We start from the raw sequence: 16,940 nt of genomic DNA on the forward strand, positions 1-16,940 counted from the left end.
ATTTGAGCAGCAGTTAAGAAACGGGTCGTGCGCCCTTGCAAGTTTGGCAAAGGTAGCAAAGTCATTCCACGTCCAGGAATAGTACGGCTAAACCTGTTCAAAGTGCAGCAATACTACTAAAAACCAAGAAAAAGCCGTTCTAGAAGGACGGGGCTTGTATCCCATTAATTTCGGTCAAAGTTTCGGGCGCGGCTGATTTCTTGTTTGCAATCTCAAGCGGAAATTCAGCAAGCAAGAGGTGATTTATCTTATACCCTTTCTAAATAAGCCTAATGACTCTTGAGAGAAAATTAGTTATGCTGTATGTGCAAGACTCCTATGTTTTCGTAAACTATGAAAGTAGCTAAACTGATTATTCTAGCGTCTCCTGCAGTTGTAGCATCTATGCTGCTGTTAACTAAACCTGCAGAAGCATCAATTGTGAAATCTGCACCTGCTCAATCACACCTTGCTTTGGCATCTGAGCAATCACTTTCTGAGTCAGTAACAGCAAATTCCTCTCAAGAGTCTAATCCAATCAAGGATCAAATGGGTTGCAATTGTGCCAGTTGCGCGGAAGCTAGACTTAAGCTACAAGGCAAGTTACCTCTCTCCAACCATTTCTCCAACCATTTATAAATTGTCAAGTAAGAATGTAAAATATGAATTATGAATTTTTCTAAAATTTATAGTTCATATTTTTTATTTTCAATTCTTCAAAAATTTTCTATTCATTACATATTCATAAGTTTAACAAAAATCTCCCCATTTATTTCATCCCTTTCATCTCCCACTAAAAAGTTTTTTCTTGTCTGTCCTTATAAACGGGAAGTTGGCGGGGATAGGAAAAAAGGGGAGCTTCGCTTATGAAATTTTTTCTATAATTGCCAAAAGATGCATAATATAGCTGGCGAAAACAACCCGTATAAGCAGTATCCGCCATCATTATTGTGTTTGTGCAAATAAAAGTTATTATGTCAAAAAAATTACGATTCACCTTACCATTACGTACTGCTCTCGTCGCTCTTACTATTGGCTTGTTCGGGTGTCAAAATCTGGATAGTGTAGCCAAGACTTCTTCTACTGCGACTGTTTCTGAACTCAACAGTAATCTTCCTAAAGTCGTGGTAACGACAAGCATATTATGCGACTTCACCAAACAGATTGCACAGGAGACAATTAATCTCACCTGCTTGATTCCCCCTGATACAAATCCCTACCTTTATCAACCAAAACCAGAAGATCGCCAAGCCATTGAGCAAGCTCAATTGATTCTTTTCACTGGGTACAATTTAGAACCTAGTTTGCTCAAGTTAATGAAAGCGACTAAAAACAGTGTGCCTAAAATCGCAGTTGGTCAACGTGCTGTTCCTCAACCACTAGAGTTTAGAGGAGATGGTAACACAGTACCAGACCCTTACATTTGGCACAATGCTAACAATGGTATCAGGATGGTAGAGGTCATTAGCAGTAACCTGAGTAAAGCAATACCAGAAAATGCATCGCTTTACAGCAGCAACGCGCAAAAAGTCAAAAATGAACTCACCAAATTGGATGCTTGGATTAAGTCAAGAATTGGTAGCGTTCCCGCGAAACAACGCGAATTAATCACAACTCTCGATGTCATGGGTTATTATGCCAAAGCTTACGGTCTTTCATATGCAGCTGCTTCGGAAGGTGTTAGTGATCAGTCTAAACCTACTGCAACCCGAGTAAAAGCACTGACAAGATACATCAAACAATCTGGGGTTCCAACAGTTTTTGTAGAAACAACAAATAACGCTGATTTCATGAAATCTGTCGCCAAAGACACAAAAGTAAAACTGTCAGAAAGAAAGCTATTTGTTGATAACTTAGGTGCGCCAGGAAGCGAAGCGGACACTTATCAAAAAATGATGGTTGCCAATACGCGGACAATTGTAGAAGGCTTGGGGGGGACATATCTGATATTTGAGCCAATACTCTCAAAGTAGCCAACACCAATACTAATAACTATTGGAAAATTCGGTAATCGGTAATGGTTGATGGGATATCCCACCATTACCATGTGAGTATTACGTAATAATACAAATAGTATCAGTAGTATTAGGTTAACAACATGACTTGCGAGTTGTGTGAAAGAGAAGTGGAACCATTAACCGTTCACCATCTGATTCCTAGGCAGAAAAAGGGTCATCATGGACCGAAAATAAATATCTGTTCTGCCTGCCATAAGCAGATTCACACCCTGTACGATAATACACGCTTAGCACAGGAATTGAACTCGCTGGAGAAGCTAAAAAACGAGCCGCAAATGCACAAATTCCTCTGTTGGGTGAGCAAGCAAGACCCCAATAAACGGGTTAAAGTGCATCGTAGAAAAGCTTAAAGCGGTGGTGCTGGAAGAGGTTTCGCTGGAGCTGACATTGGATCTACCCCACCTTGCCCCACTTCAAACTGACTCATCATATCGTGGTCTTCGTGAACTATGTTGTGGCAATGGTACATATATTTACCCATGTTAGGTTTAAACTTTCCAATCACCCGTACTGTCTCGTTTTCACCAACGTAGAAAACATCCTTCAAGCCACGCTCATAAGGAAAAGGTGGTTGACCATTACGGTCAAGTATTCGACCATCAATGAGGTGAAGGTGCATTGGATGAAACGAGATATTTGCGGTGTCGTTAAATGTCCATATTTCCACGTCTTCGAGTTGAGGATTTGCATCCACTCGATTTCGGTCCCATCCATTGTTGTTGATCACCCACAATTTATCACCACTTCTCTGCTCCATCGTGAAGTCGCGAGTTCGTACAGCTGAAGATTCTGGTATGAATTCAATATTGCGTAGTGTGCTGGGAACAAGGCTGTTATCAGTCTCGGCACGCACTACGTCAAAGCGCATAATTTTATCTGTGTGGGTGAAATTATCGTTATTAGGCAGCCCCAGATTTTGCAATACTATCTGAGTTCCTATAGGATATTTAGAAAAATCGATAATCAACTCATAACGCTCTCCCGTTGCAAGACGCATATCTTTAGTATTTACTGGTGCAGGCATCAATCCACCATCAGTCCCAATCACAATCAAGTCCTCACCAGTACTGAGAGCGAGTTTGTAAGAACGGGAAATGGATGCGTTTAACACCCGAAAACGGTATTTGCGGTTAGCCACTTCCATGCGAGGCCAAGGCACACCATTGACTGTAATGACATCCCCCATTAGGCGCACATGAGCTTGGTCATCAAAAATGAGTGAATTATCAGACGCGAATTGCTTATCCTGAATGATTAAAGGGATATCATAATCATCCTTGGGCAGTGGCAAATTAAGTTCATTGTCATCTTGGACAATGTACATCCCAGCCAACCCCATGTAAACATTTTGGGAAGTTCTACCATGAGCATGGTCGTGGTACCACAAAGTAGCAGCGTTAGTGTTGGGATAGACATAATCCTTGTAGTACCCCGTAGAAACAAAATCCCTAGCGTAGCCATCGTACTGCGGTTGGGATGCCATTCCATGTAAATGGACTGAGGTGTTTACACTAAGAGTCTTGGGAAACCACATAGATAGTCCATTGCTACGTTGTTTGATAGCAATATTATTGATAAACCGCACAACTGATTGTCGATCTTTACGCTGTTTAATTGTCGGTCCCGGAAATATACCGTTATAGCCCCAAATCTCCGTCGTTTGCCCTGGTAGAATCCCTACTTGAGCAGTCTGCATCGTGATTTGGTAGTAATCAGTTGTTGCATCGCTGCGTACAGGACTCAACACTGGCGGTGTGCGGAACCCAAGTGTAAATGGCTGAACTGAGTTATTGACATTCTGAGCGTATCCGCGATACTGAAGTCCTACGGGAAGCACAATAGAACCTCCTGCAAGCGCTGCCATCTTCAGCGCTTGGCGTCTGCTGATTTTTTTCATGCTCAAGTTTTTTGGTTAAGAACCTGTATAAATTTGACTAGTTCAAAACTATTCACGAATTTCTGTAAATATTTCAGAATAAATATAGCAAAATATAATTTTTTGTTTTTAGTAAAAATACTAACTTGGCTAAGATTTTACAAATAACAAGTTTTCATAAAATTTCAATTTTTATCCCTGTTTGAATTTTTACTTCTGTTTATTAGAAAAGTAACGGAAAAAAGTATGCTGTGGTTTCAAAGCCATTTATACAAGTTTTTTCTACAAAGAAGGCTTATTTTTTCTTGGATAAAAACGCTAATGATTGAAAAATATCTCAGAGATACAAATAATATTTTGTAAATTAAAATCTTGATTGATAATAAATAATCCTACAGCGAAGTAAATAAGTTTAATTTATTTTGATTATTACTTGTTTAAAAAATAAGAAATCACGTTTTTTGCAACTCATGAAACATCACCCCGCCCTTACGGGCAACCCTCTCCGAACTTCGGAGAGAGGTTTTGAACGCAACTTGGTATTATTCGCCTCCGTAATGACCGTCAGTCACTTTCCCCCGGAAAACAATGTACTGGTAAAGGTTGTAAAACAGCATAACGGGAATGAGGAAGCCAATGAAGATAATCATGATCACCAGCGAACTGGGATCAGCAGATGCTTCATAAATAGTGATTTGCGTGGGAATGATATAGGGGAAAACAATTAACCCTAGTCCCAAGAATGTGAGAACGAAAAGAAGAATTGTCCAGACAAAGGGCGCTCTTTCTTCTTTACGGTTCAGGCTTTGAAGAAGTTGCCAAATCAGCAGAACTCCCAGTATGGGAATGATGGCAAAGATATAAACGAGCGGCTGCTGAAACAAACGCGTTCTGGCACTTTCATAAAATATTGGTGTTGCAATTGTAATGAAAATGGCACCAATCAGCGTTGTCAAAGCGGCAATTTTGGCAGTTCTATAGTGAGTTGTTTGCAGTTCGCCTGTTGTTTTCCAAACAAGATAAGTTGAGCCAATGAGGACATATGCTTGAATTAAAGTTAGAGCCACCAGCACTGTTTGCCAGCTCAGCCAGTCCCAAGATGTTCCAATAAAGTGACCTGTCTCATCAACTCGAATCCCTTTTAGCACAGCACCAAGAGCAAACCCTTGACCGAGTGCGGCGACAAAACTCCCAGCACCAAAGGCAAAATTCCAAAAGAATTTTCGGTTTGCTAACTCGCGAAACTCAAACGCTACAGCACGAAAGATGAACCCAAACACCATAGTGAGAATTGGGATGTACAGCGCGTTGAGAATTGTGCCATAAGCTAAGGGAAATGCTCCAAAAAGACCCCCCGCCATGAGAACCAGCCAGGTTTCATTGGCATCCCAAATATTGCTCAAGCTGGTCATTAAGATGCTGCGGCGTTCTTCATCTTGTGAAGTTAGAGATAAAATACCTACCCCTAAGTCAAATCCATCCAGCATCACATAGAGGAACAAGAAGAGGGCTAAAATGACGAACCATACCTGGGGCAGAAAATACTCTAGCGTCTCCATATAATCTCTTTGAGTGTTGTGCCTTTATTTGCACCTAGCACTAGTAGTTTGTCACATTAAGTAGGTCAACCTAATTAAACGTAAGACCTCTCTCCAAACCTCTCCCCTACAAGGGGAGAGGCTTTGACTCTCCCTTTTCCCTTATAGGGAACTCGGGGCCCCCACGGAGGAGCCAGCGCCTTGCGGGGGTTCCCCCCGTTGTGGCGACTGGCGTTGGGGATTAGGGTCAGGGGGCTGGGGGGTTAGGTTTGTTTTATGTTTTTTAAGGTTGACCTACTTAATAATGAATGATGGTTGTATAAGTTTGTAGTAAGGACTTTAGTCCTAGACTCCAAAAGCGTAGACGCGAGAGCGGCTTCCCGTAGGGTAGACAGCGCTTACTACGAACCGTTCAAATCAAAATTGATAAACTACTACGCTAGGATGCTTACCAAAATAACTAACTCTTGACTTTTGTTTATTGTTGTGCTTCTAGAGGACGATCATCTGGAACAAACTCTCCTGGAGTCGTATCTATTGCAGGTCTATCCGGTTCCACTCCTGGCACAGGGAGTTCTAAATTCGGACCTTTACGAATAATGCGGCTGCCAAAGTACAAAACCCCAACAAACAAAATGCTGTAGACGACAGCAAAGCTAGTGAGTGAGACTAAAACATTACTTGCAGGTAGATTAGATGCCCCATCAACGGTGCGAATTTGCCCGTAGAGAATCCAGGGTTGTCGTCCAACACAACGCACAATCCAGCCTGAGTCTACGGCGATGTATCCTAGAGGAGCTGCAAAGACCCAACCACGCATCAGCCAACGCTGCTGACCAATATTTTCCGCTGAGAGTTTACCTCGCAACCACTGCAAAACGCTCAACACCATCAATCCCGCGAAGAAAAATCCAATCGCAATCATGGTGCGGAAAGCGTAGTAAATTAAACCAATCATGTGAGGACGGTCTTCTGGTTTCCATTCACTCAATCCGCGTACTGGGTAGGTGAGATTTTTCTTGAATTCCAGAATATATCCGAGTGCATTGGGAACGGTGATTTCCCAGTCATTTTTCTGTGCTTTGTCGTTGGGTATAGCCAGCAAACTCCAATCTGCTGGCTGTCCGGCGGGTGCTGTCTCCCACTGCGCCTCCATTGCGGCTAGTTTTGAGGGCTGATACTGATAGACTTGTTCGCCACTCAAATGCCCGATGTAAATTTGTATTGGAGCAACGGCGATCGCCGCAGCTAAAGCAATCTTCAAAGACTTAGAAAAGAAAGCTTCGTGGCGACGATTCAGAATGTACCAAGCGCTAATCCCACCAATCACAAACAACGAAGTCTCCAATGTGGCAAAGAACATATGGAGAACACTGTTCTTCATGAACGGGTTGGCGATCGCCGCAAAGTAATCATGGACAACAAACTTGCCATTGACAAGTTCCCCACCCGCTGGGGTTTGCATCCAAGAGTTTGCTGTGAGAATCCACAGCGTTGATAAGTTTGCGCCAACTGCAACAAGGATCGTGGAGAGATAGTGAATTATAGGATTGACACGCTCCCAACCAAATAGCATAATGCCAAGGAAGGCAGCTTCGAGCATAAATGCCCAAGAAGCTTCAAACCCAATGACACTGCCAAAAAAGTTGCCAACTGCTTCCGAAAAGCGTGACCAATTGGTGCCGAACTGAAACTCCATTGGAATGCCCGTTGCTACACCAATCCCGAAATTTAGGACGTAGAACTTAGACCAAAAGCGAGCATGATGGTAGTAATCAGGGTTACGAGTCTTGAGCCACACTCCTTCAACGATCACCAGATAGATTCCCATACCTGTGGTTAGCACGGGCCAAAGCATATGGAATAATGCAGTTAGGGCAAACTGCATACGTGATAACACAACTGAATCAGATAAAAATTCCACAAGCCACCCCTATAATTAGGCAAAATCTACGGAGAGATTCCCTTGTATAGTATTGCAACAATTCTTGACGGTGCGTTTTTTGGGAAAGTTTTAAGGTTTGACAAGGCGTCGTTGACTTCTGCATCAACGCGATATTTTCGAGAAGGCTGGCGATTACCTTACTTGTTGGGATTTGCGGCGGTTGGTGATACATCGTCACAGAGATGGCGAACCTCCTGCGGAGGAGCTTCGCTAACGCTCTTATGACATTAGGGTTATTCCATCAAGACGAAAACTGCTTGGCACAAGTCTCCATGCGAGAGAAGAGCTTCCATCTATCTAGAGGAGCGGCGTATCCTCCTATTGTCCACTCACCCCACAGCACGGGGAGATGTCCTGGCGGAGCATCCAGGGTAAAAATGAGCTTGTCGTATTTCCTAAGGAGAGAGAATTTAGACCAGCCAACGCGCCCCATAAATTGCCAGGTGATGCGATTAACTGCTATTGTTTCTTTCCAGTGGTATTTGTCAGGTTGACCGCCAAGGTTCTGCCAGATTTCCTTCTGCACGCTAAAGCCAAATCGTCCCTGACTGTATTTCATCCAAAGTTGGTCAATGGTGTGGAGGTCTGTGCAAGGAAACTTTGTCATGCTTTCTGTATCGAACGCTCCTTCTATAGCGCTTCCATCTTCTTCTATGCTCAATATATAGAGCATGATAGCAGTAGTTTCTTGGTCAGCTTCCTTCCATTTGCCTGCCTGTAGCAAGTCTTGCAGCTTGGTGTAGTTTATGCGTCGCGCCGAACTGAAGTCGTTGGAGTCATCTCTTGATGCAGATGGGGTTGTGTAAGCTGAAGCAATTTCTTGCGTCTTCTCCTTAAATAGCTCCAAAGCTCTAAATCCTGTTTCTAGGAAAGATTGCATTTCTTGAGGTTGGATGATCGTGTTAGCACGGTAGCAGATTAGGCGATCGCCTTTTGCTTCCGTACAGAGGTTCTGTTCTGCTTCGTAGAAAGCACGAATGCGTTCGCTAAAAATCTGCTGGTAATAAATCTGTTCTCTAGCTTGTAGATTGTAAAGCTTGGAGAATTGGGGTTGGCTCTGACTATGTCCCAATGATTTGCCAATTTTGTTAGTTTTTGTAAGGCTAAACTCAGGTAAGTGTAAATTTTCCGAAACAAAAACAATCACAGTTTGCGATGATTTAGTTACTGAAACATTTACTGAAACAGTAGGGTCTGCATCTGCACTGGTAAATTCAGTTTTTTTAGTAATGGGAAATTTAGTTTCTTTAGTATAGAAATCACAAATCATAACTAATACTTCTTGTTTTTTTCCTTTGAAAATATTTCTGATTTTTCTTGTCTCTATCCCTGAAAAGACTTTCCCTGACATATTTAATTCAAATAATATATTTAGACCAATTAAAGGTAAAAATATCCTTGCTAGTGTACAAAAACTTACTCTGAAGTCATTCAATAAATTTTTCATAACTGGCTTTATTCCTTGAAAAACTTGCATATCTTGAACGATGGGTACAATCTGTTCGTCGCCTTTTTTATAAAAATCTAATCCCATTGTAATGGCGATTTCTTGAAGTTTTATAGTCCTTTGCTTCTCTTGATATTTCTCTTGATATAAAGAAACAGACTTTTGGAAAATTAGGAATATGACAATTGCGAGAAAACTACCATAGGGTAAAAGCAAAAATTTATAACCTACGACCATTAATAAGCCAAATAATATCCAGGAGATCAAGGTGATTTTTTTGTCATTCATATCATACCTTTTGATATTGAACAGTAAAGATAAGATTATATAATTGCTATAAAAACTAATAACTACACTAATTAAATAGTGACTTAAACATCGTTAGTGAGAGGACAAGAAGAATGAACCCTAAGCCCTTGACAACATTATTTTCATGGGACAAGAGGATTATACTTAAGGTAATGGCAGCTACAATAATAGGAGTCTTCTCTAAAGCTCTTAACGAACGCTGGAAGCGCCTTTTCGTCAAGCTGCGCTCAACAAACGCCAACTCATTTTTGTTTAGCCAGTTGTTGCTACCAGAATTCATGACCTCCTTCAACCCATTCAAATAGGGATCAGCATCCCAGAGAAAATTTAATGCAGCCTGAGGTTTTAAATAATCTTCACGTTCCCAATAATCTCGAACTTTGCGATAAGAGTTCTTCCTCCCAAACTCTACAGATCGCTGCAAATTCCAATTTTCAGCAGCAAAAGTGAGGCGGCGTTGTAATAACAGAGTTTCTCGCTCATCTGCGATCCATTTCACAAGCATTTTCCATCCTGTGATTAAAACATCGTGGGCTGGTTCTATATAAGGTTCACCCCCTGTTTTCTTTCCTCTGACAACTAGACGAGCTTGCACCAGATGTTCAATCACTTGCGCCACTTGCTGGTTTTTTTCAGGGTTTGGGTATATCAACTCTGAATCAGGTACTTGTCGCCGTGCTGACTCCCCGCCCTCTACAGCCACCATCCGCAGCATTACTTGGCGTATCGTCTGCTCATAAGCGGGGTCTTTTGCAACTAGGTTCTCATATTCCTGGTTTGCACGTTGGGTTAGAGAACCAACGACTCTTCCTAACTCTTCGTAATCTTTCTTTGTTAAGGCGCGGTTATCCCTTCGCTGCTCTAAATATTTCAGATACAATTGACTGAGGGTGAAAGAAAGCAAGGGTAAAGCACCAGGCATTTGTACGACTTCGTTAATCAGTTCGTCTACTAAACTGGCAGGGTCGAAGTATACCACTTTTTCCGATGCTGGTTTCTCAATTACTGTTCGGAATTCATCTTGGGTCATTGGTGGGACGACAAACCGAGTAGCATCATTCCAAAAGTCTTTAAGTACAGAGTTTTGGAACTGTGCTTCAAAGTCGAGCCGCAGGGTGATAACTACATGGATGTTTTGGGGATATTTGGCGATCGCATTTTTAATAAGTTTCTGAAATTGCTCTCGTTCCTTGTCACTCTTACAGAGAGTTATCAATTCTTCAAACTGGTCAATTGGTAGCAACAGCTTCGTCTTAGGATTAGTCTGACTCCAACGTTCAACGATGTTTGCTAAAGCTTGCTCATTTTTTGCCAGTTCCTCTGGTGTAACTATAGTTGCGATCAACAAACAAATCTGTGCCAAAGCCTTCAAAGGACTTTCCCCCGGTCGCATGGGGTTTAAAATCTCAAATTTATGCTCTTGGGAATCACGCAGACGCTTCAACAACCCGGCTTTCATTAAGCTGGATTTTCCCGTTCCAGAAACACCAAGCACTAATGTCAATGCCTGTTTGTTGGCAACGGCTTTTTGATAAAGCTTTTCAATCAGGTTCTCTCTACTAAAGAATAAGTGACTGTCTTTTTCGTCATAGGATTGCAATCCTCGGTAGGGATTATTTTCTGGAATGAGTGGAGGAGCATCTTCTAATTTGTCTCGGTCAAACTCAGGTAATAAGAAGATGAATTCTCCTTTATCATGTTTTTTAAGCGGACACAGACCAGGAGTTTGTCGCTTGTAGTGTTTTTCTGTAAGGATTTCAACCTGATCCCGCAGATACGAGTAAAGCTCAGTGGCGGTGATGATACCATCTTTATTCAAGTCCGCACCTTCATCAGCTCCCCCGCGTAAGGCATCAAAAAGAGCTTTTGCAAAGGGAGAGTGAATCTCGTTCCCGTCGATGACTTTCCCTCGCTGTCCCAAAAAATCCAAAGCTTTTTGATCATCAGCCGCTGAAGTAATGACTTGCCAAGCTGCATCACTAATGAAGCGATCATAGCGTTCTTTATAGACTGTAACTTTGGGCACGATATCTCGCTTGAGGCTTGCCCAACGAAAAGCTCCAGCAAAGCAGCAATCTAGAATTGCTAACATATGCCGACACGGAAGTGCGTTTAAGGCATCATGTAACTCCTGCATCGGCAAGTAGGTGTTGCTATTCCCTAAAGTGGCATCTTGAGGAATCAGATAACCCACTGGTCCTTCTTGATTTTCTAAAGCTTCCAAGGCGATTCCATGCCCAGCAAAGTAAAAGAGGACGCGATCGTCCTTATTCACCGTCACTTTTTCGTTGTCAAAAGGTATTTGTCCTTTTTTGAAGTCTTCAATTAATTGGCTGATCTGGTTCAGGGTAGCGCGTTGATTCAAGAACAACTGAACTTCATACTTATTTTGTTCTTGATATTTATCTTTGAGATGTGTATGTTGCTCTCCCAAAATATGAGCTAGTTTTAAAGCGTCCGGAGCCGCTGTTTCTAGCGCTGGAATTCCATTTTTATAGTTATTAATACCGATAATAATAGCGAAATTACGGTTAAATTTATATTTTGACATGAAGATACCTTCTAAGCGTATAAATACAAAGGTGAGAAGGGAACATCTCACTTTTGTAAACATAGACTGAACTACAAACTAAAGTTGCGGCTTTTCGGATTCTTTTCCTAGATATTTTTGCAAAACTGAGATGCTCCCGGTGAGAAAGGCACTCATTCAGAGCGTTCGTAAGATACTCTTCTATTGCTGTAATGTCATTAACGTAGCCTTATAAACAGTGAGTTTGGTCGGGATAATTGTCGATACCAACTAACAAAGCATATAAGTTAAGACTCATAGTTATTTTGTTCTCCTAAAGCTATCATGTCTCTATTGACAAGCTCAGATGACGGCGTTTTTTGACCTTTTTTGAATTCAAACTTCACGCGTTCACGCGTTCAATCCGGAAGAATAATTTTGAATTGATTAATTCTGGGTACAAGCCCCCACCATAATCTTTGATTTGGTGGTCTTTAATTAGTGGCGAGTCCAAGCTCCCACTAATTAAATTTTGAATTTTGAATTTTGAATTTTGAATTTGAGCGAAGCGAGTGACTTCGCCAACAGTCGTCTTGAGCTGCAAACCAACTCACGCATCAAAATTCTTAGTTTTTCTGCCTTCTTTTGAATAGTTGTCAGCTGGTACGACTTATGCACTGTACAATTGCAGCGGCTTAGAGCCGCTGATGGGTGACGCCCACCATACAGCAAAAACCCTACTCAAGGTAAACTCAGCGTTAACTTAGCTACGGATATTCCTCTGGAGTTTGCCTATGCTTATTCTCGATGCTCCTCAAGTTCAAGTCATCGTTGGAGAAAATGCGGTTCCTATTTCTCAATTGCCAAAGGTGTGGCAAGACATTGCTGTAGGAGAGGCTGGCGTTGGGCTGGCAAATCCACAGAGTTATGTTGAGATGGCGCAGTTGTTTCAATACAAATTGGAACAGGGAGACGTTGACCTTTTTAACGAACGCCCGGAACTTGCTCACCTCAAACCTGCGTTTCGTGAGTTGTTTGGATTGTTGGCACGGGAAACACTTGAGTTTTACGGGCAAGATTTTAAGGTTGAGAGATATCCAAATTTTGAAGCAGTTCTGCGTGAATTGGAGTCAAAGGGAGCAGATTACTCTAACGAAGTGAAGGTCGCTCGCATTGGTCTAGAATTGTTTAATGAGTTCGATTATGAACTTCCCGCCAGCTTTTACCAAGTGCATCTTGCTCCCATTGACCGAGATAGCATTTTTGAAGAACGAGCTTTACGGTTTGACCCCCGTGATATAGAACACAAGCGCTCTTGGGATGCAGTTCTGCATGCTGGAAAAGTGTTTGCTGTGCAGATGAAGATACAAAGCATTGCTTCCAAGTATGGTTTTACCTATCAACACGGCTGCGGTTGCGAATCCCACTTATCTTCTATTGATCAGTCACTGGGAGCATTTGATTATGAGTTGAATACCGAAAAGCGTGGTCGATGGATTCGCAGTTTCATTTGGACAGCATGGTACGAGTACGCTTTCTTCCCCATCGTACCGAATACTAGATATTTAGTTTGATACAGCGCTACGGGCTAGGCGCACGGCATTGCCCATACGTGTCTAAGGCAAGAACCTTGTTATTACGTTACATCATGGCTTTGTGCTTGCCCACAATTTTCGCTTCACCCCACCCCGGTTTTGTCTTGCGCCAAAACCTCCCCTCCCCTTAGTAAGGGGAGGGGTTGGGGGTGGGGTAAAACCAACGTGGAATAAAGGTTTAAACGTTAAGTTGACACGTATGGGCACAGAACAGCCCCTACGAAAATCTGTGGTTCAATTAACTGAAAATAGCTGTAAACACAAACGGCTGTAAATTGCAGGATGTGATGCGTGGGGCTACCTTATCGGGCAGTTTCCAACATCTTATCTTGGAACATGGGGGTGCTGAGGTAACGTTCGCCAAAGGAAGGCTGAATCATCACGATTAAACTACCTGCATTTTCTAGGCGTTTTGCTACCTGAATCGCTGCATATAAAGCAGCACCAGAGGATATGCCGGATAATAAACCTTCTTCCCTGGCTAACCGCCGCCCAAAGGCGATCGCCTGCTCATCGCTGACGGTGATCACTTCATCTATTAAATCGCTGCGCAGAACTTCTGGGACAAATCCGGCACCAATACCTTGAATTTTATGTGATCCTGCTTGACCTCCAGAAAGCACAGGGCTGTTACTTGGTTCCACAGCGATCGCCTGAAAACTCGGTTTGCGCGCTTTGAGGACTTCTGCAACTCCGGTAATCGTTCCACCAGTACCTACACCTGCAATAACAATATCCACTTTTCCATCGGTATCTGCCCAAATCTCCTCAGCTGTGGTTTCTCTGTGAATTTTGGGATTCGCTGGGTTGCGGAATTGTTGCAACATAAAAGCATTGGGAGTGTTAGCAACGATTTCTTCGGCTTTGCGAATCGCACCCCGCATTCCCTCAAGCCCGGGCGTCAATTCTAAAGCAGCACCGTATGCTCGTAGCATAGCGCGTCGTTCCATGCTCATAGTTTCGGGCATTGTCAAAATCAAATCGTAGCCACGCGCCGCCGCCACCATCGCCAGTCCAATTCCTGTATTCCCCGACGTCGGCTCAACTAAAATGCTTTTTCCTGGCTGAATCAGCCCCTCTTCTTCAGCCGCCTTCACCATACTTGCAGCAATGCGGTCTTTCACCGAAGCTGCTGGATTCATTCCTTCCAACTTAACGACAATCTTGGCTACACATCCCTCCGCTTGAGGGATTTTGTTTAACTGAACTAAAGGAGTCCGTCCAACCAGTTCTGTAACGTCGCGAGCTATGTGCATGAATTATGTCCTAAAAAGATGCCTTTTCATCAAGGTATTTATGTGTAGACTTTACAGCGCTTCTTCTTATGATTACACCACAAATCATAGGGTGTTTTTTGCCCATAAAAGCCTATGTGATGAACATTTGAGAGATTGGTGAGCAAGGAACACCTTACAGAAAATTGCTGTCACCTGTAGCAAATAAGTACATAAATAGAGATTTTAAAAGTCAACAAACTTAATTAAAGTTAATTTTAAACGATTTTGAGAAAATGATTAATATTCTGTTATTTTTGAACAAAATCCTAAATTTTATGACCTTTTCAATATTTTTTATTACTTCATCAATATTGTTTATTACTTAATTATATAATTATATACTAATATATTTTTTGAGTACAAGCTTTATCCTTAAAAAAATAGCAAAAAAACTTGCCAGTACCAAAGCCTAGACAGGTTTTACGTTGAGTACACAAACACCAGAACCCCTTTTGATAAATACTAGTCCCCCAGGGCTGAAAGTCTAGTACCTGTACCCAAAAAGAATCCATAACACTTATCTAGTAAGAATTACAAGCTTTGAGTACAACCCTAATTAATTTAATAATCTTGATCCAATGGCAATAAATTCTTCTCGGCTGAGACATCTGATATAAAACCTATAGGATTTACGCAGAGATTCCCCTCTACCCCCCAAAATTCGCAGGTGAAAGCCGAGGAATGAGGGGGGACTTCTTAGCCCAACAGACAGTTAGCAGCTGACAGTTAGCAGTGAATAGTTAGCAGTAATAGCTGAATGAAATTCAAACTTGTCCAATTTCTGACAGTTTGTTTAGTTACTGTATTGGTACTTTCTCCAGAGCTAGTGGTATTTAGCATGGTTTGGGAGCGACATATGGAGCTAGTACAAACAAAGAGTTTAGCTTGTCAACTTAACCAGAGTTATACAAGTGAAATTGGATTAACTCCTACACAAGATAAATCAGAGCAAGATAGGTTTAACATCCATTCTGCTACAAACTTTGTCAAGCAATCCCTAGCGAACACCGAACAGTACAAAATTATCAAGATATTACGATGGTTCTTTTTGTTATTCCCTATTTTTCTGGGAACACTCGTTTTCTTATATGACAGATATCTGGTTTATCGCGCTGCTGTTTTTCAGCAACAAGTAGAAATGTTAGAAAGACTTTGGCAAGGTATTGAACAATAAATTATTAACCATGACTCAACAACGAGAAGATTTGTATTTCAATCTCATTGACCAACTGCTTCGTTGCCCAAATGGTCAAGAACCAGAAGTTTTAGAAGCTCAGCCAGAATTGCTTGACGCTGGTTTTATACAAACAATCATGCAAGTGGCAACTGGATTTGCACACCAAGGCAATCAGGATGGAGCCCAGTTTTTAATCCATGTTGCGCGTGAGCTATCTAAGGAATTGGGATTGTATCCTGATCTTTCAAATAAGGAGTAAATAATGCTACTGACTTCAACTGACGCCGGACAAATAGCGTTAGAATTTTTGATGGCTGAATGGAATGTTTTAGAAGAAAATAGAGAATGGTTTGTCATTGTTAACTCTCGCCTGATTGGTCAAAGTTGGTACATTGTGGAATTGGCTGTCCCAGGATTTCCTGATAGGTGGTATGTCCAAGTTTACGATAACGGAGCGTGCGACCCAGACTATACATTTCTTTCACCGAGCCGTGGTTCTGACGGATATCTTGACCTTAACCAATTGCCAAGCTTGGTAGCGGAAGTGTTGGTATCAGAGCGTAATGTCCGATAAAAAATGACACTTCAAAAATCTCAAAGTCATGGAAATGTGCAAGTTTGCACATTATTGAAAACAGTCTTTTGGGAAAATCAAGTAACAATATTAGTTAATTTTTGGTTTTAGATAGCTAAAAAGTGTAGGGTGGGCATTGCTCACCCTACAAGCTGTTAATGTATGATTTTCCATTAAATAAATTTCAAGTATAATTGGTTTCTAAAAAATAGTAAAAGCTGTTTTTGTTCATAAATAGTAATCTTGATTTTATAATAACTTAGGGATATTTGTACTATAAGCATAATAGAATTATGCTATATTTAATAGTGTGACAATCCCTACAAAAATATCTTTTGTCATGATTAGTGAAGACATCCTAGCAAAAGAATTCATGAGGGTCGTCAATCACTATTACCCAAAAGTAGGGGAATTACTAGACGGCTGTTATGTGAAAGTTATTTCCTCTTACTGGGGACGACCTCCTAAACGCTTGCAATACATAGGAATTTATTGCTCTGAGGAAATAATGCCTTATGTGCAAGCTCACAAAGAAGTTTTAAGAGAGATAGCAGAAAATATGGGGCTAGTTCAGGTAGTCTTCCTGAATGCAACACGACTGCTGCGTGACCCAATGTCAAAAATCAAGCACATATATCCGCGTTTGTGGTTGGATTTGCACTTGGTCAGAACCTAAGAATAATAGTGAACGCAACT

Annotated in this window: 14 protein-coding genes; 8 read left to right on the forward strand and 6 right to left on the reverse strand. The window is 41.7% G+C overall.

The genetic code is table 11. The annotated features are described in order from the left end of the window. Nucleotides 1-333 precede the first annotated feature (333 nt). The 3 genes from ACM0OZ_RS01085 to ACM0OZ_RS01095 all read left to right on the forward strand — a co-directional run bounded on the left by ACM0OZ_RS01085 (nt 334) and on the right by ACM0OZ_RS01095 (nt 2,347). Nucleotides 334-618 (forward strand): hypothetical protein, encoded by a 285-nt coding sequence (locus ACM0OZ_RS01085; protein WP_414580923.1) that lies wholly within the window; start codon nt 334-336, stop codon nt 616-618. Between the two features lie 335 nt (nt 619-953). Next, nucleotides 954-1,952 (forward strand): metal ABC transporter solute-binding protein, Zn/Mn family, encoded by a 999-nt coding sequence (locus ACM0OZ_RS01090; RefSeq protein WP_414580925.1) that lies wholly within the window; start codon nt 954-956, stop codon nt 1,950-1,952. A 125-nt stretch (nt 1,953-2,077) separates the two neighbouring features. Continuing rightward, complete coding sequence (locus tag ACM0OZ_RS01095; protein WP_414580926.1) at nt 2,078-2,347, forward strand: HNH endonuclease; 270 nt, start codon at nt 2,078-2,080, stop codon at nt 2,345-2,347. Here ACM0OZ_RS01095 and ACM0OZ_RS01100 read toward each other — a convergent pair. The 5 genes from ACM0OZ_RS01100 to ACM0OZ_RS01120 form a co-directional block, all read right to left on the reverse strand. Then, nucleotides 2,344-3,894, reverse strand: coding sequence for a multicopper oxidase family protein (locus ACM0OZ_RS01100; RefSeq protein ID WP_414580928.1), 1,551 nt, complete (start codon nt 3,892-3,894; stop codon nt 2,344-2,346). The genes ACM0OZ_RS01095 and ACM0OZ_RS01100 overlap by 4 nt on opposite strands. Nucleotides 3,895-4,415: 521 nt before the next feature. Next, a complete protein-coding gene (gene cydB, locus ACM0OZ_RS01105) occupies nt 4,416-5,432 on the reverse strand; it encodes a cytochrome d ubiquinol oxidase subunit II (protein ID WP_414580929.1) in 1,017 nt (338 codons plus the stop codon). A gap of 457 nt (nt 5,433-5,889) precedes the next feature. Next, nucleotides 5,890-7,335 (reverse strand): cytochrome ubiquinol oxidase subunit I, encoded by a 1,446-nt coding sequence (locus tag ACM0OZ_RS01110; RefSeq protein WP_414580931.1) that lies wholly within the window; start codon nt 7,333-7,335, stop codon nt 5,890-5,892. 262 nt (nt 7,336-7,597) lie between these two features. Continuing rightward, nucleotides 7,598-9,091, reverse strand: coding sequence for a GUN4 domain-containing protein (locus tag ACM0OZ_RS01115; protein WP_414580933.1), 1,494 nt, complete (start codon nt 9,089-9,091; stop codon nt 7,598-7,600). Nucleotides 9,092-9,158: 67 nt separating this feature from the next. Further along, on the reverse strand, nt 9,159-11,663 hold the full coding sequence (locus tag ACM0OZ_RS01120) for a caspase family protein (RefSeq protein WP_414580935.1): 2,505 nt from the start codon (nt 11,661-11,663) through the stop codon (nt 9,159-9,161). 752 nt (nt 11,664-12,415) lie between these two features. Here ACM0OZ_RS01120 and ACM0OZ_RS01125 point away from each other — a divergent pair. Then, nucleotides 12,416-13,195, forward strand: a complete 780-nt coding sequence (locus tag ACM0OZ_RS01125) for a hypothetical protein (RefSeq protein ID WP_414580936.1) — start codon at nt 12,416-12,418, stop codon at nt 13,193-13,195. Nucleotides 13,196-13,518: 323 nt separating this feature from the next. Here ACM0OZ_RS01125 and cysK read toward each other — a convergent pair whose 3' ends face one another. After that, the gene (cysK, locus tag ACM0OZ_RS01130) at nt 13,519-14,472 is read right to left on the reverse strand and encodes a cysteine synthase A (protein ID WP_414580938.1); all 954 of its coding nucleotides are present in this window, start codon (nt 14,470-14,472) and stop codon (nt 13,519-13,521) included. A 778-nt stretch (nt 14,473-15,250) separates the two neighbouring features. Here cysK and ACM0OZ_RS01135 point away from each other — a divergent pair. The 4 genes from ACM0OZ_RS01135 to ACM0OZ_RS01150 all read left to right on the forward strand — a co-directional run bounded on the left by ACM0OZ_RS01135 (nt 15,251) and on the right by ACM0OZ_RS01150 (nt 16,920). Beyond that, entirely contained in the window at nt 15,251-15,667 is a 417-nt protein-coding gene (locus ACM0OZ_RS01135) for a hypothetical protein (RefSeq protein ID WP_414580939.1), read from the forward strand. Nucleotides 15,668-15,677: 10 nt separating this feature from the next. After that, nucleotides 15,678-15,929, forward strand: a complete 252-nt coding sequence (locus ACM0OZ_RS01140; RefSeq protein WP_414580940.1) for a hypothetical protein — start codon at nt 15,678-15,680, stop codon at nt 15,927-15,929. A 3-nt stretch (nt 15,930-15,932) separates the two neighbouring features. Further along, complete coding sequence (locus tag ACM0OZ_RS01145) at nt 15,933-16,244, forward strand: hypothetical protein (RefSeq protein ID WP_414580942.1); 312 nt, start codon at nt 15,933-15,935, stop codon at nt 16,242-16,244. Nucleotides 16,245-16,584: 340 nt separating this feature from the next. Next, nucleotides 16,585-16,920 (forward strand): hypothetical protein, encoded by a 336-nt coding sequence (locus ACM0OZ_RS01150; RefSeq protein WP_041037274.1) that lies wholly within the window; start codon nt 16,585-16,587, stop codon nt 16,918-16,920. Nucleotides 16,921-16,940 lie beyond the last annotated feature (20 nt).

The sequence above is a fragment of the Scytonema sp. PCC 10023 genome (genome assembly GCF_963920835.1).
Taxonomy (GTDB): Bacteria; Cyanobacteriota; Cyanobacteriia; order Cyanobacteriales; family Nostocaceae; genus Kalymmatonema.